The 20,703-nt window shown below is 57.5% G+C and carries 22 protein-coding genes; 6 read left to right on the forward strand and 16 right to left on the reverse strand.

Going from position 1 to position 20,703, the window contains the following annotated elements:
* The 7 genes from hscA to trmJ form a co-directional block, all read right to left on the reverse strand.
* Nucleotides 1-1,848: a Fe-S protein assembly chaperone HscA gene (gene hscA, locus NMD14_12190; protein ID XEI31545.1), complete on the reverse strand. Its 1,848-nt coding sequence runs from the start codon at nt 1,846-1,848 to the stop codon at nt 1-3.
* Between the two features lie 28 nt (nt 1,849-1,876).
* Nucleotides 1,877-2,395 (reverse strand): co-chaperone HscB, encoded by a 519-nt coding sequence (gene hscB, locus NMD14_12195; GenBank protein ID XEI31546.1) that lies wholly within the window; start codon nt 2,393-2,395, stop codon nt 1,877-1,879.
* A 236-nt stretch (nt 2,396-2,631) separates the two neighbouring features.
* Nucleotides 2,632-2,955 (reverse strand): iron-sulfur cluster assembly protein IscA, encoded by a 324-nt coding sequence (gene iscA / locus NMD14_12200; protein ID XEI31547.1) that lies wholly within the window; start codon nt 2,953-2,955, stop codon nt 2,632-2,634.
* Between the two features lie 15 nt (nt 2,956-2,970).
* Entirely contained in the window at nt 2,971-3,354 is a 384-nt protein-coding gene (gene iscU / locus NMD14_12205; GenBank protein XEI31548.1) for a Fe-S cluster assembly scaffold IscU, read from the reverse strand.
* Between the two features lie 36 nt (nt 3,355-3,390).
* Nucleotides 3,391-4,605 carry an IscS subfamily cysteine desulfurase gene (locus NMD14_12210; GenBank protein XEI31549.1) on the reverse strand — a complete coding sequence of 405 codons (1,215 nt, stop codon included), beginning with the start codon at nt 4,603-4,605 and terminating at the stop codon, nt 3,391-3,393.
* Nucleotides 4,606-4,658: 53 nt separating this feature from the next.
* On the reverse strand, nt 4,659-5,162 hold the full coding sequence (gene iscR / locus NMD14_12215; GenBank protein ID XEI31550.1) for a Fe-S cluster assembly transcriptional regulator IscR: 504 nt from the start codon (nt 5,160-5,162) through the stop codon (nt 4,659-4,661).
* Between the two features lie 92 nt (nt 5,163-5,254).
* Complete coding sequence (trmJ, locus tag NMD14_12220) at nt 5,255-5,977, reverse strand: tRNA (cytosine(32)/uridine(32)-2'-O)-methyltransferase TrmJ (protein XEI31551.1); 723 nt, start codon at nt 5,975-5,977, stop codon at nt 5,255-5,257.
* Between the two features lie 188 nt (nt 5,978-6,165).
* On the opposite strand from trmJ, the gene NMD14_12225 reads away from it, so the two are divergent.
* Nucleotides 6,166-6,582 (forward strand): hypothetical protein, encoded by a 417-nt coding sequence (locus tag NMD14_12225; GenBank protein XEI31552.1) that lies wholly within the window; start codon nt 6,166-6,168, stop codon nt 6,580-6,582.
* Here the strand turns inward: NMD14_12225 and NMD14_12230 are convergent.
* On the reverse strand, nt 6,535-7,068 hold the full coding sequence (locus NMD14_12230; protein XEI31553.1) for an SCP2 domain-containing protein: 534 nt from the start codon (nt 7,066-7,068) through the stop codon (nt 6,535-6,537). The genes NMD14_12225 and NMD14_12230 overlap by 48 nt on opposite strands.
* Before the next feature lie 188 nt (nt 7,069-7,256).
* Here NMD14_12230 and NMD14_12235 point away from each other — a divergent pair, with 188 nt between their 5' ends.
* Both NMD14_12235 and NMD14_12240 read left to right on the forward strand, forming a co-directional pair.
* The gene (locus NMD14_12235) at nt 7,257-8,252 is read left to right on the forward strand and encodes a U32 family peptidase (GenBank protein XEI31554.1); all 996 of its coding nucleotides are present in this window, start codon (nt 7,257-7,259) and stop codon (nt 8,250-8,252) included.
* 11 nt (nt 8,253-8,263) lie between these two features.
* Nucleotides 8,264-9,136, forward strand: a complete 873-nt coding sequence (locus NMD14_12240) for a U32 family peptidase (protein ID XEI31555.1) — start codon at nt 8,264-8,266, stop codon at nt 9,134-9,136.
* 65 nt (nt 9,137-9,201) lie between these two features.
* On the opposite strand, the gene nlpI is transcribed toward NMD14_12240, so the two are convergent.
* From nlpI to queA, 7 genes are all read right to left on the reverse strand, one after another.
* Nucleotides 9,202-10,092 carry a lipoprotein NlpI gene (gene nlpI, locus NMD14_12245; GenBank protein ID XEI34756.1) on the reverse strand — a complete coding sequence of 297 codons (891 nt, stop codon included), beginning with the start codon at nt 10,090-10,092 and terminating at the stop codon, nt 9,202-9,204.
* 144 nt (nt 10,093-10,236) lie between these two features.
* Nucleotides 10,237-10,605 (reverse strand): rhodanese-like domain-containing protein, encoded by a 369-nt coding sequence (locus NMD14_12250; GenBank protein ID XEI31556.1) that lies wholly within the window; start codon nt 10,603-10,605, stop codon nt 10,237-10,239.
* Between the two features lie 84 nt (nt 10,606-10,689).
* Nucleotides 10,690-11,637 carry a protein translocase subunit SecF gene (secF, locus tag NMD14_12255; protein ID XEI31557.1) on the reverse strand — a complete coding sequence of 316 codons (948 nt, stop codon included), beginning with the start codon at nt 11,635-11,637 and terminating at the stop codon, nt 10,690-10,692.
* 11 nt (nt 11,638-11,648) lie between these two features.
* Nucleotides 11,649-13,502 (reverse strand): protein translocase subunit SecD, encoded by a 1,854-nt coding sequence (secD, locus tag NMD14_12260; GenBank protein ID XEI31558.1) that lies wholly within the window; start codon nt 13,500-13,502, stop codon nt 11,649-11,651.
* 18 nt (nt 13,503-13,520) lie between these two features.
* Complete coding sequence (yajC, locus tag NMD14_12265; GenBank protein ID XEI31559.1) at nt 13,521-13,856, reverse strand: preprotein translocase subunit YajC; 336 nt, start codon at nt 13,854-13,856, stop codon at nt 13,521-13,523.
* A 52-nt stretch (nt 13,857-13,908) separates the two neighbouring features.
* Entirely contained in the window at nt 13,909-15,045 is a 1,137-nt protein-coding gene (gene tgt, locus NMD14_12270) for a tRNA guanosine(34) transglycosylase Tgt (protein ID XEI31560.1), read from the reverse strand.
* A 74-nt stretch (nt 15,046-15,119) separates the two neighbouring features.
* Entirely contained in the window at nt 15,120-16,187 is a 1,068-nt protein-coding gene (queA, locus tag NMD14_12275) for a tRNA preQ1(34) S-adenosylmethionine ribosyltransferase-isomerase QueA (protein XEI31561.1), read from the reverse strand.
* Between the two features lie 212 nt (nt 16,188-16,399).
* Between queA and NMD14_12280 the strand changes: the two genes are divergently transcribed.
* From NMD14_12280 to ahpF, 3 genes are all read left to right on the forward strand, one after another.
* Nucleotides 16,400-16,846, forward strand: coding sequence for a CBS domain-containing protein (locus NMD14_12280; protein XEI31562.1), 447 nt, complete (start codon nt 16,400-16,402; stop codon nt 16,844-16,846).
* Nucleotides 16,847-17,532: 686 nt separating this feature from the next.
* A complete protein-coding gene (gene ahpC, locus NMD14_12285; GenBank protein XEI31563.1) occupies nt 17,533-18,099 on the forward strand; it encodes an alkyl hydroperoxide reductase subunit C in 567 nt (188 codons plus the stop codon).
* Nucleotides 18,100-18,223: 124 nt separating this feature from the next.
* Nucleotides 18,224-19,804 (forward strand): alkyl hydroperoxide reductase subunit F, encoded by a 1,581-nt coding sequence (gene ahpF, locus NMD14_12290; protein XEI31564.1) that lies wholly within the window; start codon nt 18,224-18,226, stop codon nt 19,802-19,804.
* A 136-nt stretch (nt 19,805-19,940) separates the two neighbouring features.
* Here ahpF and NMD14_12295 read toward each other — a convergent pair whose 3' ends face one another.
* The gene (locus NMD14_12295; protein ID XEI31565.1) at nt 19,941-20,657 is read right to left on the reverse strand and encodes an SIMPL domain-containing protein; all 717 of its coding nucleotides are present in this window, start codon (nt 20,655-20,657) and stop codon (nt 19,941-19,943) included.
* Nucleotides 20,658-20,703: the final 46 nt, after the last annotated feature.

Genomic DNA, 20,703 nt, shown 5'->3' on the forward strand with positions numbered 1-20,703 from the left:
TTACACCTTGTTGACGTTTTGTCCGGTCAGCACCTTGCGGATGGAGGCATCCATCCGGCGGGCTGCAAACTCGCCACTGACAGCATCTGCCGCCTCAATGGCTTCTTTGATTTGATGGGTTGTGCCGCTGCTGCGCATGGTCAGCAGATGGGCGATGGCGGCATCAATCTCGGCACGCTCGGCAGCATTCAGCAGGGCATCGCCATCGGCGGCCAGCGCCGCATTAAGACTCTCGACCACCCGGTCAGCTTCAACTTGCTGCTCGGCCAGCATGCGGGCATCCATATCCTGCTGGGCGTTCTCGATGGAGGCGCTTAGCATGCTGAGGATATCCTGCTCCGCCAGTCCGTAGGAGGGCTTGACCTGGATCTCGGACTGCACGCCGGAGGATTTCTCCATGGCGCTGACCGAGAGCAGCCCATCCGCATCCACCTGGAAGGTGACGCGAATATGGGCGGCACCGGCGGCCATCGGCGGAATGCCGGTCAGGGTAAAGCGGGCCAGGGAGCGGCAATCAGCGACCAGCTCGCGCTCACCCTGCACCACATGGATCGCCATGGCAGTCTGACCATCCTTGAAGGTGGTGAACTCCTGGGCGCGGGCCACCGGAATGGTGGTGTTGCGCGGGATCACCTTCTCGGCGAGGCCACCCATGGTCTCTAGACCCAGTGATAGCGGGATAACGTCCAGCAGCAGCATCTCGGCATCGGGCTTGTTGCCCACCAGAATATCGGCCTGGATGGCGGCGCCAATGGCAACCACCTTGTCCGGATCGATACTGGTCAGCGGCGTACGCTGGAAGAACTCGCCCACCAGTTCGCGCACCAGCGGCACCCGGGTTGAGCCACCGACCATCACCACTTCCAGCACGTCCACCTGCTCGAGACCGGCATCGCGCAGGGCGCGGCGGCAGGCTAGCAAGGTCCGTTTCACCAGCGGGGTGATGAGCTCATCAAACTGGCTGCGGCTCACGGATCCCTGCCAGCCCGCAAAGGTGCAAGCCACCTGCTCGGCATCGGTCAGACCGTGTTTGACGGCAGCGGCCACATCCAGCAGCTCGCGCTGCAGATGGGCATCCAGCTCGCCAGTCAAACCGGCTTGTTCCGTGATCCAGTCCGCCAGCAGGTGATCGAAGTCATCGCCACCGAGGGCCGAATCACCGCCGGTCGCCATCACTTCAAAGACGCCGCGATGCAGACGCAGGATGGAGATATCGAAGGTACCCCCCCCCAGATCGTAAACCGCAATCACCCCTTCCTGACCGGAGTCGAGGCCATAGGCAATCGCGGCCGCAGTCGGCTCATTGAGCAGCCGCAGCACGTGCAGACCGGCCAGACGGGCCGCATCTTTGGTGCCCTGACGCTGGGCATCATCGAAATAGGCGGGCACGGTAATGACCACGCCGTCGAGATCGCCACCCAGCGAGGCGGCACCACGCTCGGCCAGCTTTTTGAGAATTTCGGCCGAGACCTGTACCGGATTGACCAGCCCCTGACGGGTTTGCAGTTGCGGCATGCCATTGTCGGCGGCAACAAACTGGTAAGGCTGCTTGCGGGTATCGATATCGGCCAGCGCCTTGCCCATCATCCGTTTGACCGAGACGATGGTGTTGTGCGGATCGAGTGCCGCTTCGCGTTTGGCATCAATCCCGACTCGAATGGTGTCGCTTTGATAGTGCACCACTGACGGGAGCAGGTCGCGCCCTTGCTCATCGCAAAGGGTATCTGCGTGACCGCTGCGAACCGCAGCGACGAGAGAGTTGGTGGTGCCGAGATCGATGCCGACGGCACGTTTGTGCTGATGAGGAACAGCGCTCTGGCCGGGCTCGGCGATTTGCAGTAATGCCATGGGTAATGAAACTTCCAGCGTTAAAGGATCAAGACTCGAGAAGCGAGTCTTCGAATCGTTCCAGCTCTTCGAGGAGCTTGTCGACAAACTTGAGTTTGCGAACGCAATCAGCGGCAACGAGATCTCTGCCGGCGGCAAGAGATTCGGTCAGCTGCTGCATCAACATCTGGTGATCATGCCTGATCTCGCTGCGAAAATCCTTGATGGCGCGCTCAGGGTCGGCGTCATCTTTCAGAGCGGCCAGACGCTCGCGCCACTCCAGCTGCTGCATCAGAAACGCGGTATCTTGCAGGGTCTGCTGTTCACCACGGATATCTGTGCCACGCAGGGAGAGCAGATATTCGGCGCGGCGCAGCGGCGCCTTGAGAGTGGTGAATGCTTCGTTGATCTGGGCGGCACGTTGCACCGCAGCCAGCTGCTCCCGTTCGGGGGCGGTGGCAAAACGATCAGGATGGAATTGGGTTTGCAGCTGGCGGTAGGTATCAGCCAACTGACGGGTATCGAGCTCGAAGCCTTCAACCAGCCCAAACAGCTCGAAATGATTCATGCAAACCTCTTGGAAACGTTCGCCACAACCTCACTCGCACCTGGCAAATGAGACGTGGTTGAACGGGTCATGGGCGACCCGTTCAACCACAGACGAAGGATCATTGACGTCAAACAGCTCAGACACTGAAGCTTTCGCCGCAACCCCACTCGCCTTTGGCGCATGAGAAGGTATTGTTGAACTACGCATATCTGACCCGTTCAACAACAGACGAAAGATCATTCACGTCAAACATCTCAGACACTAAAGCTTTCGCCGCAACCACACTCGCCTTTGGCGTTGGGGTTGTTGAACTGGAAGCCCTCGTTGAGGCCCTCCTTGACGAAATCCAGCTCGGTGCCATCCAGATGGATCAGGCTCTTGGCATCGACAATAATCTTGACGCCCTGCTGCTCGAACACCTGATCTTCATCAGTCAGTTCATCAACGAACTCAAGCACGTAGGCCAGACCGGAGCAGCCGGTGGTCTTGACGCCGAGGCGCAGGCCAATGCCCTTGCCCCGGTTAGCCAGAAAAGAGGAAACCCGTGCCGCGGCGGCACCTGTCATGGTAATAGCCATACTGCTCTCCGGCGCTTAGAGACCTTTCTTCTGCTTGTAATCGGCGATGGCGGCCTTGATGGCGTCCTCGGCCAGAATGGAGCAGTGGATCTTCACCGGTGGCAGGGCCAGCTCTTCGGCGATATCGGTGTTCTTGATGCCAGCCGCTTCGTCCAGCGTCTTGCCTTTGACCCATTCGGTCACCAGGGAGCTGGAGGCGATGGCAGAGCCGCAGCCGTAAGTCTTGAACTTGGCATCTTCGATGATGCCTTCTTCGCTGATCTTCAGTTGCAGCTTCATCACGTCGCCACAGGCGGGCGCACCGACCATGCCGGTCGCGATGCTGGGATCATTCTTGTCGAAACCACCGACGTTGCGAGGATTCTCGTAGTGGTCGATTACTTTTTCACTGTAAGCCATATCTTACTCCTGCTAATTCTGTTGCTCACTGACGGATCAGTGATGTGCCCATTCGACCGTGTTCAGATCGACACCATCCTTGTACATGTCCCACAGCGGAGACATTTCGCGCAAACGGCCGATGGAATCACGGATCAGCTTGATCGCGTAGTCGATCTCTTCCTCGGTGGTAAAGCGACCGATGCTAAAACGGATGGAACTGTGTGCCAGCTCGTCGTTCAGGCCCAGTGCGCGCAGCACATAGGAGGGTTCCAGGCTGGCGGAGGTACAGGCCGAACCGGAAGAGACAGCCAAATCTTTCAACGCCATGATGAGGGATTCCCCTTCCACATAGGCAAAGCTGACGTTGAGGTTGCCGGATACGCGATGCTCAAGATCACCGTTGAGGTAAACGGCTTCGATATCTTTCAGGCCATCCCACAGACGCTGACGCAATGCCATGACACGCTCGCCTTCACTGACCATCTCTTCCTTGGCGATACGGAAGGCTTCACCCATACCAACGATCTGGTGGGTGGGCAGAGTACCGGAACGCATGCCGCGCTCGTGACCACCACCGTGCATCTGGGCTTCGATACGCACGCGCGGCTTGCGACGCACGTACAGCGCGCCGATCCCTTTCGGACCATAAATTTTGTGGGCGGAAAGAGAGAGCAGGTCGATCTTCATCGCTTCGACGTCGATCTCTATCTTGCCAACGCTCTGGGCGGCATCCACGTGCAGCAGGATCTTGCGGGAGCGGCACAGTTCGCCCAGCCCCTTGATATCCTGGATCACACCAATTTCGTTGTTCACATGCATCAGGCTCACCAGAATGGTGTCATCACGCATGGCATTCTCGATCATCTCGAGGGTGAACAGACCGTTGGGCATCGGCTCTAGGTAGGTCACTTCGAACCCTTCACGCTCCAGCTGACGGCAGGTATCAAGTACCGCCTTGTGCTCGGTCTTGGAGGTGATGAGGTGCTTGCCCTTGCTGGCATAGAAGTGGGCAACACCCTTGATGGCAAGGTTATTGGATTCGGTCGCACCGGAGGTGAAGACGATCTCGCGGGGATCGGCACCAATCAGCTCTGCCACTTGATTACGGGCCAGATCCACCGCCTCTTCGGCCTGCCAGCCAAAGCGGTGAGAACGGGAGGCCGGATTGCCGAACAGGCCATCCATGGTGAGACACTGCATCATTTTTTCTGCGACACGCGGGTCCACCGGACAGGTTGCCGAATAATCAAGGTAAATAGGCAGTTTCATGTTTTTCTCCGTCACAGTCCGGGTCATACAGAATCCCGCTGTGGAAAGCACGTTTATAGTTGGACTTTCAAGCTCACATCGCCGTGTTCTGCCCGTTCAACTAGGGACAACACGGTCTTCATTTGTTCATCTTGCTTGCCGGCAATCCGGCGCACATCGGCCTGGCGTACCAGCTCGGCCAGGGTGATATCCCCGAGGAAGCTGGAAATCCGCTCACTCAGGTCGCGCCACAGGGAGTGCGTCAGGCACTGGGTACCGCCGTGGCAGCCGCCCTTGCCGAGACACTTGGTGGCATCAACCGACTCATCAACCGCGGTGATCACCTGACCGACCGAGATATCGCCCGGCGCCAGACCGAGGCGATAACCACCACCCGGGCCACGCACACTACTCACCAGACCATGTTTGCGCAGGCGGGCAAAGAGCTGCTCGAGATAGGACAACGAGATGCCCTGGCGCTCGGAAATATCGGCAAGGGGGACGGGCCCCTGCTCTGCATGCAGCGCCACGTCTAGCATGGCGGTTACAGCGTAACGTCCTTTTGAAGTCAGTCTCATGTGCCTTACCGTCTTGCGAAGCAATTTAATGGGGCACATGGTCACATACCCGACTAAATCAGTCAAGTATATGGTTGAGTAAATCAGTCGGATTAATCCGGTACGCGCGCTTTCTGCACCGAGGTCAAAATCCCGCGCAGAATGTTGAGCTCAGCTGCTTCCGGCCGTGCCCGATTGAACAAACGACGCAACTTGCTCATCACATGACCCGGATGGTCATCGGCAATAAAACCGGTCTTCATCAGGGTTTGCTCCAGGTGCTGATAAAACCCTTCCAGCTGGGCGGCACTCGGATAGGCCATCTCATCTTCAGGCTCGGCGGTCTGTCCCTGCAGCCAGCGCATCCGCACTTCGTAGCAGAGGGTCTGCACCGCCATGGCCAGATTGAGGGAGCTGTAATCGGGATTGGCCGGAATGGCCACGTGGTAGTGGCACTTTTGCAATTCGTCGTTGGTGAGACCGGTGCGTTCACGGCCAAACACCAGCGCGACCGGGTGCTGCATCCCCTCGACTATCGACTTTTCGCCGGCCTCACGGGGATCGAGCATGGGCCAGCTCAGGGTTCGCGAGCGGGCGCTGGTGCCAATCACCAAACCACAATCGGCGATCGCGTCGTCCAGAGTCGGGACGATACGGGCATTGGCAAGCACATCGCTGGCACCAGCAGCCAAGGCGAAGGCATTGTCATCCGGCAAGGCTTGCGGATCAACCAATACCAGCTGGGTCAACCCCATGGTCTTCATGGCGCGTGCCGCAGACCCCATGTTGCCGGTATGAGAGGTATTTACCAAAACGATACGAATCTGATCCAACATGCCCAGTCAATCTTCAGTCAAAAATAGCGCGCAATTGTAACATAGGAGAACGCTATTTTGGCACCGTAAAAGCCGAGCCATTTCAGAACAAAACCACCTGTTTGTATAACAAACCAGTATGAGTAGAGTGGGAGGGGGGGGACTAAACTTGATGGATATCCGGTAAACGGCACAGGAGACACAACGCCATGCTTCCCCCCTTTATCTATGAGAGATTGCCCAGCCTCTACCTGCTGATGGCCATTGTCATCATTATGTTGGGTGAACAGCCCCTGCTCTGGTTTGCAGGCGCCTTGTTGTTTATCGCCGGGGCGGTGACCTGGATGATGCGCTCCAGTTACCGGCGTACCGACCTGATTATCTTTCCGAGCAAACGCTGGCTGCAGCCGGAGTGGCTGTATGAAGCGCAGCCCTTTATCTGGCTGGCTGTGGGGCTGGCCATATCACAGCTGCCCGCTCCCACCGCCATCCTTGCCTTGGTGCCCTGTCTGTGGGCCTGTCGTTGCCTCTGGGCAAGGCACCATTATCGTCGCCATGCCCACGGGGTGATTGCCCACTTAAGACGGGATCCCGCCCGGCGCCGTCTGCACCGGAGTCTGCGTTGAATCGGTGCGGGCGCGTTCGATAAACGTCGCCAGATCCATCAGGGGATACTTCATCAGGCTCGGCAAGCCATCGAGATCCAGACTGTCCATCAGGTTTTTCACCTCAAGGCCCAGCTCGGTATCCCCTTCTATCTTCAGCTTGCGCTGGAAGAAGAGCGAATCCGGATCCTCTTTGCGACCGGCAATCAGGATCAGATCGTTGGCGCTGCCGCTGAAGCAGACATCGGCCTTGTCACACTCGCGAGTCACCACCAACTGGCCGTTCTGCTCACTGATAAACCAGCACAGCTCCAGATCAGAGACGTCGACTTTCAGCCACTTGTCTGCCAGAAACGCGAAATCGCCATCTTCGATGGCCTCTTTGAATACCCGGGCCAGCAAGCTCTCCATCAGCTGCTTTTGCAGATTGAAGGGAACCAGCTTGAGGGGATGACGCAAGAAGCGCGGAGCCTGTTCGACCAGGCGGCGTTGCAGTTGTTGAAACACGATAGACTCCTTTTTTGCGCATTCAAACACAGGGAGAGTGGCAAGATCCTGTTGGAAATCAAACTTGTGCAGAGTTACCTCAAGAAGGGTAAAGCCACACAAAGCTGCCTCAGGTCAAAAAGCGAGAGTGCATGGCTGCATACAATCAGGGCTCGTTTGCCCTTCATATGCACTCTCGGAGCGTACCAATGGAATTACTCTGTCCGGCAGGCAGTTTGCCGGCACTGAAAACCGCCGTGGATAACGGGGCCGATGCCGTTTATATCGGTTTCAAGGATGACACCAATGCCCGCCACTTTGCCGGTCTCAACTTTACCGACAGCAAACTGGAGAAGGCGGTAGATTATGTGCATCAACATGGTCGCAAGCTGCATATTGCCATCAACACCTTTGCCCATCCCGGGGCGGATACACGATGGAAACAGGCGGTTGATCGCGGGGTAGCCCTCGGTGCAGATGCCCTGATCATCGCCGATCTGGCGGTGCTGGACTATGCCAGCCGCCACTACCCCGAGATGGAACTCCATGTCTCGGTGCAGGCCAGCGCCACCAATGCTGCCGCCATTCGCTTCTATCAGCAGCAATTCAATGTCACACGGGTAGTGCTACCCCGGGTGCTCTCCATGCATCAGGTCAAGCAGCTGGCCCGCGAGACCGACGTTGGCCTCGAGGTGTTCGCCTTTGGCAGCCTCTGCATCATGGCCGAGGGGCGCTGCTACCTCTCCTCCTACATGACGGGCGAGAGCCCCAACACCGTCGGCGCCTGCTCACCGGCCAAATTCGTCCGCTGGGAAGAGACCCCGAATGGCCTCGAGTCGCGGCTCAACGAAGTGCTGATCGACCGCTACGGCCCGGGTGAAAATGCCGGTTATCCGACCCTCTGCAAGGGGCGTTTCGATGTGGATGGCCAGACCTACCACGCCCTGGAAGAGCCGACAAGTCTCAATACCCTTGGCCTGTTGCCCGAGCTGTTCCAGACCGGGATCCAGTCGGTAAAGATTGAAGGGCGCCAGCGCAGCCCCGCTTATGTGGAGCAAGTGACCCGAGTCTGGCGTGCGGCCATCGATGCCTATCAGGCCAATCCCGAGGCCTATCAGGTCAAGCCTGAGTGGGATGCCCAGCTCGCCCGCATTTCAGAAGGTAGCCAGACTACCCTCGGTGCCTACCATCGTCAGTGGCAATAAGGAGTCCACCCATGCAATTTTCTCTCGGGCCTCTGCTCTTCTACTGGCCTAAAGCCGATACCGAAGCCTTTTACCATGCCGCGGCCGACAGCCAAGCCGACATCATCTATCTGGGGGAGACCGTCTGCAGCAAGCGGCGCGAACTCAAAGTTGACGACTGGACTGCGCTGGCCCGTCAGGTGGCCAGCTCCGGCAAACAGGTGGTGCTCTCGACCCTCGCCCTCATCTCCGCCCCCTCCGAGCTCAAGGAGGTGAAGCGGCTGGTCGACAATGGCGATCTGATGGTCGAAGCCAACGATCTCGGTACGGTACAACTCGCCAGGGAGGCAGGTATCCCGTTTGTCTGCGGCCCCGCCATCAACGCCTATAACGCCGATGTGCTGCGCATGCTGCTCAAACAGGGGATGAAACGCTGGGTCATGCCGGTGGAGCTCTCCCGTGACTGGCTGATCCAGCTCAATCAGGATCTGGGTCCCCTGCGCGACCAATTTGAGGTAGAGGTGTTTGCCTACGGCCATCTGCCGCTTGCCTACTCGGCGCGCTGCTTCACCGCCCGCTCCCTCGACAAGCCCAAGGACAACTGCGAGCTTGCCTGCATCAACTACCCCACCGGGCGACTGGCTAACAGCCGCGAGGGGCAGCGGGTGTTCAATCTCAACGGGATCCAGACCCAATCCGGCTACTGTTACAACCTGGGTAACGAGCTGGCCGGCATGGAAGGTCTGGTGGATGTGGTCAGACTCTCGCCACAAGGGATGGAAACGCTGGAGATGCTGGCCCGCTTCAAAGCCAACCAGCAGGGCCAGGCTCCTCTCCCCCTGCAACAAGGGAGCGACTGCAACGGCTACTGGCGCCAGATCCCCGGCATGAGTCTGGTGAAATAAGCCCGCCATTCGCCCAATAAAAAGGCCTCATCGCGAGGCCTTTTTTACAACGATAACGCAGTGGATCAGGAGGGCTGATCACTCTTGCTGCGGGCGCTCTGAGCGCCTGGCGGCAAGGGCTTGCGCGCCATCAACTCCAGCTCCAGCAGCGCATAGCGGTGCTCGATAAAGTCGTAGACGTTGTTGGAGAGGGCCAGCTTGAAGTAACTGATAGCCTCCTTGCGGTTGCCTTTGCCCAACTCGAACTTGCCCAGATAGAAGTAGGTTTCGCACAGGCGCTCGGCGAGCTCCCGGTTATCCTTCACCCCTTTCACCACGTTACCCATCAGCTGGGAAGCGTTGATCTCGCCGGTATAGAGGCGCACCAAATCCCAGTTCCAGGCATCGTCATCGTACTTGTTCAGACGCTCGCGCATCCGGCTCATGGCTGCCAACGGGTCGAGTTTCTGCTCGGCCAGATAGAGCCAGATCACCCGATAGGGGTCTTCCGGCTGCGCCTCGTAGAAACGCTTCATGTCGGCCGCGGCTAGCTCGGGACGGTTACCGTAATAGAGGGCGATGCCACGGTTGAGATAGGCATAGTCATAGTCCGGCGCCAATTCGAGGGCAGAATCGAACGCATCATAGGCTTCGTCGTAATTCTGCTGCTGTACCAGATAGACGCCGATAAAGTTGTAGGCTTCGGCGAAATCCGGTTTCTCCCGCAGGGCACGGTTGAAATCGAGCCGCGCGAGGGAACGCAGGCCAACCCGATCAAACACCACGGCACGCTCATAGAACAACTCTGCCCGTTGCTCGGTGGTCAATTCCATTTCACTGAGCATCTGACCGAGTCGCGCCAATGCAAGCTCGCTTTGGTAGGAGACCTGCAGGGGGGTCGCCAAAACCAGTGAAGCAGGCTGCGGCTTGGGAACCTTAGGGGTGTTAACCTGACTGCTACTGCTGCACCCCCACATGGGAAGCAACAACAGGATACCAAGGAGGTATCCAATCCCTTTCCTGACGTTCAATGAACACTCCGACGCTTACGCTTGACCCCGCATATGGTAAAGGTCAACTGCCACTTTGTCATGTAGCTGTGCCCCTCTACCTCAAATAAATCAGGATTCGACAGGGTATCCGGCATCGCACCAACCGCAAAAACCGCCGTCCACGCTGATCACCTTGCGATAACCCATCTGTTGCAGGTTGTCCGCCGCCAGAATGGAGCGAAAACCACCACCACAATAGAGGTAGAGCTCGATCTCTGGATCCGGGAACAGGGTCTCGATATCCCGCTCAATCACCCCACGACCAAGATAACGGGCTCCGGGCAGATGGCCCTTGGCCCACTCGCTCTCTTCCCGCACGTCGATCAGATGAAACGTGCGCCCTTCCTCCTGCCAGCGCTTGATCTGGTGAACATCGGTTTCGGTGACGCGGGAGCGGATCCCGTCAACCAGCGCCAAAAAACGGGGATTATGATGCATGGCAAACTCCTGTTGCTTGGATCATGTGTGTCAGCAGACGACACGCAGAGATAAGAAAAGAGCGCCATGAGGCGCTCTTCACTGTTACGGCAGGATTTCCTGTTGGTCCGCACCCTCTTTCTCTACCTGGGTCGGCAGCATGTGCTCGCGCTTGACGCCGAGGAACATGGCAAACGAACTCGCCACATAGATGGAGGAGTAGGTGCCGAACGCCACACCGATCACCATGGCCACGGCAAAGCCGTGGATCAGCGCACCGCCCTTGAGCAGCAGCGCCAGCACCACGACAAAGGTGAGGCCGGAGGTGATGATGGTACGACTCAAGGTCTCGGTCATGGAGAGATCCAGAATGTACTCGGTATCCCCTTTGCGCACCTTGCGGAAGTTCTCCCGCAGGCGGTCGAACACCACAATGGTATCGTTCAGGGAATAGCCCACCAGGGTCATCAGCGCCGCCAGCACGGTCAGGTCGAACTCGTACTGGAAATAAGCGAACACGCCCAGGGTGATCACCACGTCGTGCACCAGGGAGAGAATGCCCCCCAGCGCCAGACGCCATTCGAAACGCACCGCCACATAGGCCAGGATACAGAGGATGGAGGCCAGCATGGCCAGCGCACCGTCTGTCGCCAGTTCGTCACCCACAGAAGGGCCGACGAACTCGACGCGTTTGAGCACTGCCCCCTCGTCGAGCAGCTTGGCTGCCGCCAGCACTTCGTTACCCTGCTCCTCTACCTTGACCCCCTCTTTCGGGGTCAGGCGGAACAGCACGTCACGACTGGAGCCGAAGTGTTGCAGGGTTGCCCCTTCAATCTTCTGCTCATCCAGTATTTCGTGCATTTTATCCAGGCTCACTGACTGCTGGAACCCCACTTCGATGGAGGTACCACCGGTAAAGTCCAGGCCCCAGTTCAGGCCCCGATCAAACAGGAAGAACAGGGCGATCACCATCAGCAGGGAAGAGAAAACCACACCCGGCTTGGCATAGCGCATAAACGGGATCGGTTTTTCAAAATGTAGAATCTGAAACATTTTCTCTATCCTCAGATGGGCAGCTTGTCGATACGCCGTCCACCCCAAGCCAGGTTGATAATGGCGCGGGAAACAGTGATGGCAGTAAACATGGAGGCGGTCAGACCAATGCCCAGCGTCAGGGCAAAGCCCTTGATAGCGCCGGTGCCAATACCAAACAGGATCACGCAAGTAATCAGCGAGGTAACGTTCGAGTCGGCAATGGTGGAGAATGCCCGATCAAAGCCCAGATGGATGGCTTGCTGAACACCGCGACCGTTGCGGATCTCTTCACGAATACGCTCGTAGATCAGCACGTTGGCATCCACCGCCATACCGAGCGTCAGGACGATACCAGCGATACCCGGCAGGGTCATGGTCGCCCCTGGGATCATCGACATGATGCCGACAATCAACACCAGGTTCATACAGAGCGCCAGGTTGGCGACCCAACCGAACGCACGGTAGTAGATCCCCATGAACAGCACGATCACCAGCATGGCCCAGCCGATGGCTTCCATACCGCTGTCGATGTTCTGTTGACCCAGGCTCGGGCCAATGGTGCGCTCTTCCACGATCTGGATCGGGGCGATCAGGGCACCGGCACGCAGCAGCAGCGCCAGGTTGTGGGCTTCGTTGGCGTTATCGATACCGGTGATACGGAACTGGCTGCCAAGGCGTGACTGGATGGTGGCGACGTTGATCACCTCCTCCTGCTTGCGGAACTTGCGCTTGCCATCCGGACCCGGCTGACCGACCGGCTTGTACTCAATGAAGACGGTCGCCATCCCTTTACCGACGTTGTCCTTGGTAAAGTTGGCCATCTTGTTGCCACCCTGGCCATCCAGCTTGATGTTGACCTGGGGACGGCTGTACTCGTCGAAACCGGACTGGGCACCCACGATGTGGTCACCGGTCAGGATCACCCGCTTTTGCAGCACCACTGGACGACCGTTGCGATCGTTGTAGACCTTGGAGCTGGGCGGTACACGGCCGTCAGCCGCGGCCTTGATGTCAGCGGTCTCATCGACCATGTGGAATTCCAGGGTCGCAGTCGCGCCCAGGATCTCCTTGGCGCGGGCGGTATCCTGAATACCGGGCAGTTCAACGACAATGCGCTCGGCACCTTGCTGTTGTACCAGCGGCTCGGCCACACCCAGTTCGTTGACCCGGTTACGGATGATGGTGATGTTTTGCTCGAGAGCGTACTTCTTCACTTCCTTGATCTTGGCTTCGCTCAGGCCAGCCAGCAGGATGAGCTCATCCCCCTTCTGCTCAGTGGTGAAGGTCAAATCAGGGTTCTGACGACGCAGATGAGAAACAGCGCGCTCCTGATCGGCTTCGTCACGGAAGATCACCTGCACCTGATCGCCGACCCGGCGCACGCCGGAGTAACGGATCTTCTGGGTGCGCAGCTCGGAGCGGAAATCCTGCACCATCTGCTCTTGCTGCTTGGTCAGTGCTTCGGCCATGTCCACTTCCATCAGGAAGTGCACACCACCGCGCAGATCAAGACCCAGCTTCAGAGGCGCCGCACCGATGGCTTCGAGCCAGGCGGGAGTGGAAGGTGCAAGGTTGAGTGCGGTAATGAAGTTGTCGCCCAGCTTGTTGGCAACGATATCGCGCGCCTTGAGCTGATCTTCGGTGTTCTTGAAACGGATCAGGATAAAACCGTGCTCGAATGCAGCATGTTTGACCGGGATCTTGGCCGCTTCAAGGGTCTCTTTCACCAGGTCAAGGGTATCGAGCTTGACTTCGGCACCACGGCTGGCAGACACCTGCAAAGCCGGATCTTCGCCGTAAAGATTGGGGGCTGCATATAGAAAACCGATGGCGATCACCAGGATCACCATCAGGTATTTCCACAGCGGATAGCGATTCAACACGCTGTGCTCCTTGGGAGATTAAAGGGACTGGATAGAACCCTTGGGCAGAACGGCAGAAACGAAGTCCTTTTTGATGGTGACTTGAGTCTGGTCGTTCAGGGCGATCACCAGGTAATCGCTGTCTGCAGCCACTTTGGCAATTTTGCCAACCAGGCCACCGGAAGTGAGCACTTCGTCACCCTTGGACAAGGAGGTCATCAGATTACGGTGATCCTTGGCGCGCTTGGCCTGGGGACGATAGATCATGAAGTAGAAGATCAGGCCAAATACGGCCAGCATGATGATCATTTCCATACCACCACTCTGTGCACCCGGAACTGCACCTTCTGCATACGCCTTGGAGATAATGCTCATTTAACAACCTCTTGTTTTGATGTAGATTTGATAACTAACTTATATATCGTTGTTATTTCACGTCTTTTTCAGCTAATGGCGGCACAGGCTTCCCTTGCCGACGGTAAAACTCAGTTACAAAGTCGTCTAATTTACCCTGCTCGATCGCGTCCCGCAAACCTTGCATCACGCGCTGGTAGTAACGCAGGTTATGAATCGTATTCAGACGGGCACCGAGGATCTCGTTGCACTTGTCCAGATGATAGAGATAGCTGCGGGTGTAGTTCTTGCAGGTGTAGCAATCGCAATCGGCATCCAGGGTGCTGGTGTCGTTGCGATACTTGGCGTTGCGGATCTTCACCACGCCATCGGTGGTGAACAGGTGGCCGTTGCGGGCGTTGCGGGTTGGCATCACGCAGTCGAACATGTCGATGCCGCGGCGCACCCCTTCCACCAGATCTTCCGGCTTGCCGACACCCATCAGGTAGCGCGGTTTGTCGGCCGGAATTTTCGGGCAGACGTGCTCGAGGATGCGGTGCATGTCCTCTTTGGGCTCACCCACTGCCAGACCGCCGACCGCATAGCCGTCGAAGCCGATCTCCAGCAGACCGTTGAGGGAGACATCCCGCAGATCTTCGTAGACCGACCCCTGGATAATACCGAACAGGGCATTCTTGTTACCCAGCGCATCAAACTTGTCGCGCGAGCGCTTGCCCCAGCGCAGGGACATCTCCATTGACTTGCGCGCTTCTTCATAAGTCGCCGGATAAGGGGTGCACTCGTCAAAGATCATCACGATGTCGGAGCCCAGATCGTACTGGATCTCCATGGACTTCTCGGGGTCGAGGAAGATCTTCTCGCCATTGATGGGGTGACGGAAGTGCACACCCGCTTCGGTGATCTTGCGAATGTCGCCCAGGCTGAACACCTGGAAACCACCGGAGTCGGTCAGGATCGGCCCCTGCCAGTTCATGAAGTCATGCAGATCGCCGTGAGCACGCATCACTTCCTGCCCCGGGCGCAGCCAGAGGTGGAAGGTGTTACCCAGCAGGATCTGGGCGCCACTTTCACGCACTTCTTCAGGGGTCATCCCCTTGACGGTGCCGTACGTCCCGACCGGCATAAAGGCCGGCGTTTGTACCACACCACGTTCGAACACCAGTTGACCACGACGGGCACGACCGTCGGTGGTTTTCAGTTCAAATTTCATTGCTACCTCGGCTGCGTCAGAGAAACAGTCTGACAATAGGAGGGCCGATCACGGCCCGGTAAATAAGCTGAAGCTTATGCTTCAACCTGGCGACGGGTGACGAACATGGCGTCCCCGTAGCTGAAGAAACGGTACTGCCCGGTCACGGCCGCCTGATAGGCCGCCATCACGTTGTCATAACCGGCAAAGGCGCTGACCAGCATGATCAGAGTCGACTCCGGCAGATGGAAGTTGGTGACCATGGCATCGACAATCTGGAACTGGTAGCCAGGGAAGATGAAAATATTGGTGTCACTAAAGAAGGGCGCCAGCGGTTTGCCCTGCGCCAGGGTGACCTTGGCCGCACTCTCCAGCGAACGCACCGACGTGGTCCCCACCGCAATCACCCTGCCACCACGGGCACGGGTTGCAGCAATCGCATCCACCACCTCTTGCGGCACTTCCGCATACTCGGAGTGCATGTGGTGATCTTCAATTTTCTCTACCCGCACCGGCTGGAAGGTCCCCGCCCCTACATGCAGGGTGACGAAGGCCGTTTCAACCCCTTTGGCCCGAATTTTCTCAAGCAGCGGCTCATCAAAGTGCAGACCGGCGGTCGGCGCGGCGACGGCGCCGGGCTTTTGATTGTAAACGGTCTGGTAGCGCTCCTTGTCTGCATCCTCATCGGGACGGTCGATATAGGGGGGCAGCGGCATGTGACCGATGGCCTCCAAAATCTCCAGCACCGGGCGCGGGTCGAGGAAGTGGATCTCGAACAGGGCGTCGTGGCGAGCGCGCATTTCGGCTTCCACTTTCACTCCATCTGGGCCTCCATCCATGAGCATCCGGGTACCGGGCTTGGGCGCCTTGGAGGCCCGGACATGGGCCAGCACGCTGTGCTCGTCCAGAATGCGCTCCACCAGTACCTCCAGCTTGCCGCCGCTGGCCTTCTGGCCAAACATGCGCGCCGGAATGACGCGGGTGTTGTTGAATACCAGCAGATCACCGGGGTTGAGCTGTTCCAGCACATCGACAAATTGACCATGGCGCAGGGCGCCAGTTTGACCATCGAGCTGCAACAGGCGGCTGGCGGTACGCTCTGCCATCGGATAGCGGGCAATCAGCTCGTCTGGCAGATCAAAATGAAAATCGGATACTTGCATCTTTCACCTCGGGGGGAATCGGCGGCTAGTCTAGTTATCCCCATCTGCCAAGGCAACCCAAAAGACCAAAAACCCAAGAGAGACAAGGGATAGCGCTCGTTTTTGTGAGCGCTTGCGCGTTAATGATTCTTTAATGTTCTGTATTGACCCTGATCATGATTTGCCAATAGGCGCTGGGCTAGGGTGAAAGCAGATACACAAGGAGGCCCACCATGATGACCTTATCCGAGATCATGACCGAACACCCTTTCACCCTGGGTCCGGAAAATAGTGTCAAACAGGCGATGGACCTGATGCAGCAGGAGCGGATCCGCCACATTCCCATCGTCGACGAACAGCACCACCTGCTGGGGCTGGTGACCCTGACCGATATCCTGGCCACCCGCGAATCCAAGCTGTTGCTGATCAATCCGGAGCGGGAAGCCGAGTTTACCGACAGCGTGCAACTGGACGAGATCATGACCCGCCAGGTAGCAAGTGTGGATCCCCACGCCGGTATCAAGGAGGCAGCACTCTACCTGCAGCGGCACAGATATGGCTGCCTGCCGGTACTCAAAGGACGCAAGCTGATCGGCATTGTCACCGAGTCAGACTTCATTGCCGTGGCAATCAACTTGCTCGAATTGATGGAAGAGCAGGAGCCACCTACCGACTTTTGATTACCAATACTGTAATTAAATTACAAAGAAAAGCGTTTTAAGCCATCAAAACCGGCTAAAATGATGAAAAACTTTCATTTTGACTGAAAAATTACACCAAATACTTGCCTTGTGACCTGCGTCACACTATTATCCCGCTCATGCAATAGTTGCCGAGGGGGAGACGAGGGATTGTGCACCCATTATCTTCCTCTCAGATGTCTGCAAGTTTGCACACCCCGTAGGTAGTCTTTGCTGTAAAGCATTTGTTTATATAGCCATTCCTTGTTTGATGACCCGGCCCTGTCGTTGCGATAGTGCCGGGATTTTTTTATCTGCGCTTTTCGGCTTCCCCGCCTTGCCAACTCAATCCCATCGCTGCGACCAGCGACCTCAACCTCCTGCCACCTGCTTGCGCCACTGCTCATCTCATCGCGGCTGCGCTCGGCTGGCTAATTGGGCCTTGAAAAGGCGATGTACCGCACAGATATTGAACCACGACAAGGAGTTATCTCTGTACGTCAGAGATATTCATGTTAGGTACAGCCATAGTGAGCTATCTAATAAGTAGATTTAAGCGATTCAAAATTGCGGCTTTTATCGATTATCGGAAGCCCTTATGATGAATCCATCGAAAGTTAAACGCCTCGCCTGGCCAACTTTTGCAACACCAGCCCGGCATATGTACATCACCAAGGAGCAAATACATGTCTACCTACATCAACACTGAAATCAAGCCGTTCAATGCTACCGCCTACCACAATGGCAAATTCGTTCAGGTGTCTGACGCTGACCTGAAAGGCAAGTGGTCTGTGGTGTTCTTCTATCCGGCTGACTTCACCTTCGTTTGCCCGACCGAGCTGGGCGACCTGGCTGACAACTACGCTGAATTCCAGAAGCTGGGCGTCGAGATCTACTCTGTCTCTACCGACACCCACTTCACCCACAAAGCATGGCACGACACCTCTGACACCATTCAGAAGATCCAGTACCCGATGATTGGTGACCCGACTGGTACCATCACCCGCAACTTCGGTGTGATGATCGAAGAAGCCGGTCTGGCTGATCGCGGTACCTTCGTGATTGACCCGCAGGGCATCATCCAGATCGTCGAGATCAACGCTGGCGGCATCGGCCGTGACGCCCTGGAACTGCTGCGCAAAGTCAAAGCGGCCCAGTACGTTGCCGCCCACCCGGGTGAAGTGTGCCCGGCTAAATGGAAAGAAGGCGATGCCACTCTGGCCCCGTCCCTGGACCTGGTAGGCAAGATCTAAGCCTCCCGCTTCCAAGACCGGCCCGCACAAGGGCCGGTTTTGTTTCCGGCCCTCAAAGAGTGCGCCGGTCTGCTTTCCGGCTTACATTTCACGCCGACCCGTAATCACAAGAAGGAATTCGACCATGTTGGATACCAACCTCAAACAACAGCTGAACACCTATCTGCAGTACATCGTCAATCCCATCGAGATCAGCGTGTCCGGCAACGACAGTGACAAATCTGCAGAGCTGCTGGCGTTGGCCAGCGAGATCGCCGAGATGTCCCCCAAGATCACCCAGACCTCTGGCACTGCCGCTCGCAAGCCTTCCATGAGCGTCGCGCCGCAGGGCCAAGCCCCGCGCGTTCACTTTGCCGGCATCCCCATGGGTCATGAATTTACCTCTCTGGTGCTTGCCCTGCTGCAAAGCGGCGGCCACCCCTCCAAGGCCGATGCGGCCGTGCAGGAGCAGATCCGCAATCTCAAGGGCGAGTTCCACTTCGAGACCTATATCTCCCTCTCCTGCCACAACTGCCCGGACGTGGTTCAGGCCCTCAACCTGATGGCCACCCTGAACCCCGGCATCACTCACACCATGATCGATGGCGCCCTGTTCCAGGAAGAAGTTGCCGAACGCCAGATCATGGCGGTACCGAATGTCTACCTGAACGGTCAGCCGTTCAGCCAGGGCCGCATCTCGCTGGAAGAGATCGTCGCCAAGCTCGACACTGGCGCAAGCGATCGCAAAGCCGCCGAGCTGAATGAGAAAGCTCCCTACGACGTGTTGGTGGTGGGCGGTGGCCCGGCTGGCGCCGCAGCGGCCATCTATGCCGCTCGTAAAGGCATTCGCACCGCCATCGTTGCCGAGCGTTTCGGTGGTCAGGTGATGGACACCGTCGGCATCGAGAACTTTATCTCCGTACCCTACACCGAAGGCCCCAAACTGGCCGCCAGTCTGGAGCAGCACGTCAAACAATATGGCGTGGAAGTGATCACCGAACAGCGTGCCGCCGCCATCAGTAAAGATGGTTATGTGAACGTGGATCTCGCCTCCGGCGCCACCTTGCAGAGCCGTGCCGTGATCCTGGCGACCGGTGCTCGCTGGCGCGATCTGAACGTACCGGGCGAGCTTGAGTACCGCACCAAGGGCGTAGCCTACTGCCCGCACTGCGATGGCCCCTTCTTCAAGGGCAAGCGAGTGGCGGTGATCGGTGGTGGTAACTCCGGCATCGAGGCAGCCATCGATCTGGCTGGCATCGTTGAGCATGTGACCGTGGTGGAGTTTGCCGATACCCTGCGTGCCGATGAGGTGCTGCAGAAGAAGGCTCGCTCGATGGGCAATATCGACATCATCATGAGCGCGCGCACCACCGAAGTGATCGGTGATGGCAGCAAGGTGGTCGGTATGGACTACGAAGATCGCACCACAGGTGAGATCAAACACCTGGCGGTGGCGGGTATCTTCGTCCAGATCGGCCTGGTACCGAACACCGAGTTCCTGAAAGGGAGCGAGATTGCCCTGACCCGCTTTGGCGAGATCGAGATCGATACCAAAGGGGCGACCTCCCTACCTGGCGTCTACGCCGCAGGGGATGCCACCACGGTACCGTTCAAGCAGATCATCATCTCCATGGGTGCCGGCGCCACCGCCGCACTGGGTGCGTTTGATTACCTCATCCGGACCCCTGCGCCAGAAGCGACCAAGGCTGACGCTGTGACCGCCTGATAGGCCGCACGCAACAAAAAGCCGACGCCCAATGAAGTGAACACGAGCGTCGGCTTTTTTACATCTGCATCGACGCGACATAAAAACCCCGCAGCAAACGGCGGGGTTTTTCATGACTAGGCATAAACGACTGCTATCACTCCAACAAGAAAACAGCCTCGATATTATCGCTTACCATGATCTGCTGTTGTTGATAGCTGTTATTCGCCATATCCGGCGCGGGGGCAGCCATCACCATGGCCTGCACCTCCTTCAGGTTGCGGCTGTAAGCGGTGATGGGCGAGGCGTTGCGGTACTCCACACTGTACACCTTGCCAAGCTTCATCCCGAACGCCTTGGCCAGAGATTCGGCCTTGGTTTTGGCATCCTCAACGGCATTCAACCGGGCCTGCTCCTTGATAACCTGTGGCGATTTCAACCCGTATTCAATCTGGGATACAGACTCCAACCCGGCTTTGAGTGCTGTATCCATCAAGGGGCTCAACTTGTCGAGCTGATAGAGCTTCACCGCCAATTGCCGCTGGGCACGGTATCCCAGCAACACCGTCTTATTGTTCTCACCATACTGATATTCCGGCGAGACCATCAGGTTGCCCGCCTCAACATCGCTGCGCTTGATCCCCAACCCTTCCAGTTGGCTGAAAAAGGCGGCGACCTTGGTATCTACCTGCTGCTTGGCCTTGAGGCCCTGCTTATCCAGAGCACTCACCGCCACATTGAGGGTGAGCATATCGGGTTCAGTTTTCTGCTCGGCATAACCGCTCACCACCAGATGGGGCGCTTGCGGCACGTCAATCGCTAGCAGCGGAGCACTGACAACCAGAGCGGAAAGAGTAAGAAGGGGACGCCACATAGAAAAAACCTCAATCGAAAAGATTGAGCTCATTATGCCCGTGCAG

It is taken from the genome of Aeromonas veronii, assembly GCA_041319085.1.
Taxonomy (GTDB): domain Bacteria; phylum Pseudomonadota; class Gammaproteobacteria; order Enterobacterales; family Aeromonadaceae; genus Aeromonas; species Aeromonas veronii_F.

Bases quoted from the DNA above. Each gene is read 5' to 3' on its own strand.
- hscA (XEI31545.1), bottom strand. From the start codon at position 1,848: ATGGCATTACTGCAAATCGCCGAGCCCGGCCAGAGCGCTGTTCCTCAT.
- hscB (XEI31546.1), bottom strand. From the start codon at position 2,395: ATGAATCATTTCGAGCTGTTTGGGCTGGTTGAAGGCTTCGAGCTCGAT.
- iscA (XEI31547.1), bottom strand. From the start codon at position 2,955: ATGGCTATTACCATGACAGGTGCCGCCGCGGCACGGGTTTCCTCTTTT.
- iscU (XEI31548.1), bottom strand. From the start codon at position 3,354: ATGGCTTACAGTGAAAAAGTAATCGACCACTACGAGAATCCTCGCAAC.
- NMD14_12210 (XEI31549.1), bottom strand. From the start codon at position 4,605: ATGAAACTGCCTATTTACCTTGATTATTCGGCAACCTGTCCGGTGGAC.
- iscR (XEI31550.1), bottom strand. From the start codon at position 5,162: ATGAGACTGACTTCAAAAGGACGTTACGCTGTAACCGCCATGCTAGAC.
- trmJ (XEI31551.1), bottom strand. From the start codon at position 5,977: ATGTTGGATCAGATTCGTATCGTTTTGGTAAATACCTCTCATACCGGC.
- NMD14_12225 (XEI31552.1), top strand. From the start codon at position 6,166: ATGCTTCCCCCCTTTATCTATGAGAGATTGCCCAGCCTCTACCTGCTG.
- NMD14_12235 (XEI31554.1), top strand. From the start codon at position 7,257: ATGGAATTACTCTGTCCGGCAGGCAGTTTGCCGGCACTGAAAACCGCC.
- NMD14_12240 (XEI31555.1), top strand. From the start codon at position 8,264: ATGCAATTTTCTCTCGGGCCTCTGCTCTTCTACTGGCCTAAAGCCGAT.
- nlpI (XEI34756.1), bottom strand. From the start codon at position 10,092: ATGTGGGGGTGCAGCAGTAGCAGTCAGGTTAACACCCCTAAGGTTCCC.
- NMD14_12250 (XEI31556.1), bottom strand. From the start codon at position 10,605: ATGCATCATAATCCCCGTTTTTTGGCGCTGGTTGACGGGATCCGCTCC.
- secF (XEI31557.1), bottom strand. From the start codon at position 11,637: ATGTTTCAGATTCTACATTTTGAAAAACCGATCCCGTTTATGCGCTAT.
- yajC (XEI31559.1), bottom strand. From the start codon at position 13,856: ATGAGCATTATCTCCAAGGCGTATGCAGAAGGTGCAGTTCCGGGTGCA.
- tgt (XEI31560.1), bottom strand. From the start codon at position 15,045: ATGAAATTTGAACTGAAAACCACCGACGGTCGTGCCCGTCGTGGTCAA.
- queA (XEI31561.1), bottom strand. From the start codon at position 16,187: ATGCAAGTATCCGATTTTCATTTTGATCTGCCAGACGAGCTGATTGCC.
- NMD14_12280 (XEI31562.1), top strand. From the start codon at position 16,400: ATGATGACCTTATCCGAGATCATGACCGAACACCCTTTCACCCTGGGT.
- ahpC (XEI31563.1), top strand. From the start codon at position 17,533: ATGTCTACCTACATCAACACTGAAATCAAGCCGTTCAATGCTACCGCC.
- ahpF (XEI31564.1), top strand. From the start codon at position 18,224: ATGTTGGATACCAACCTCAAACAACAGCTGAACACCTATCTGCAGTAC.
- NMD14_12295 (XEI31565.1), bottom strand. From the start codon at position 20,657: ATGTGGCGTCCCCTTCTTACTCTTTCCGCTCTGGTTGTCAGTGCTCCG.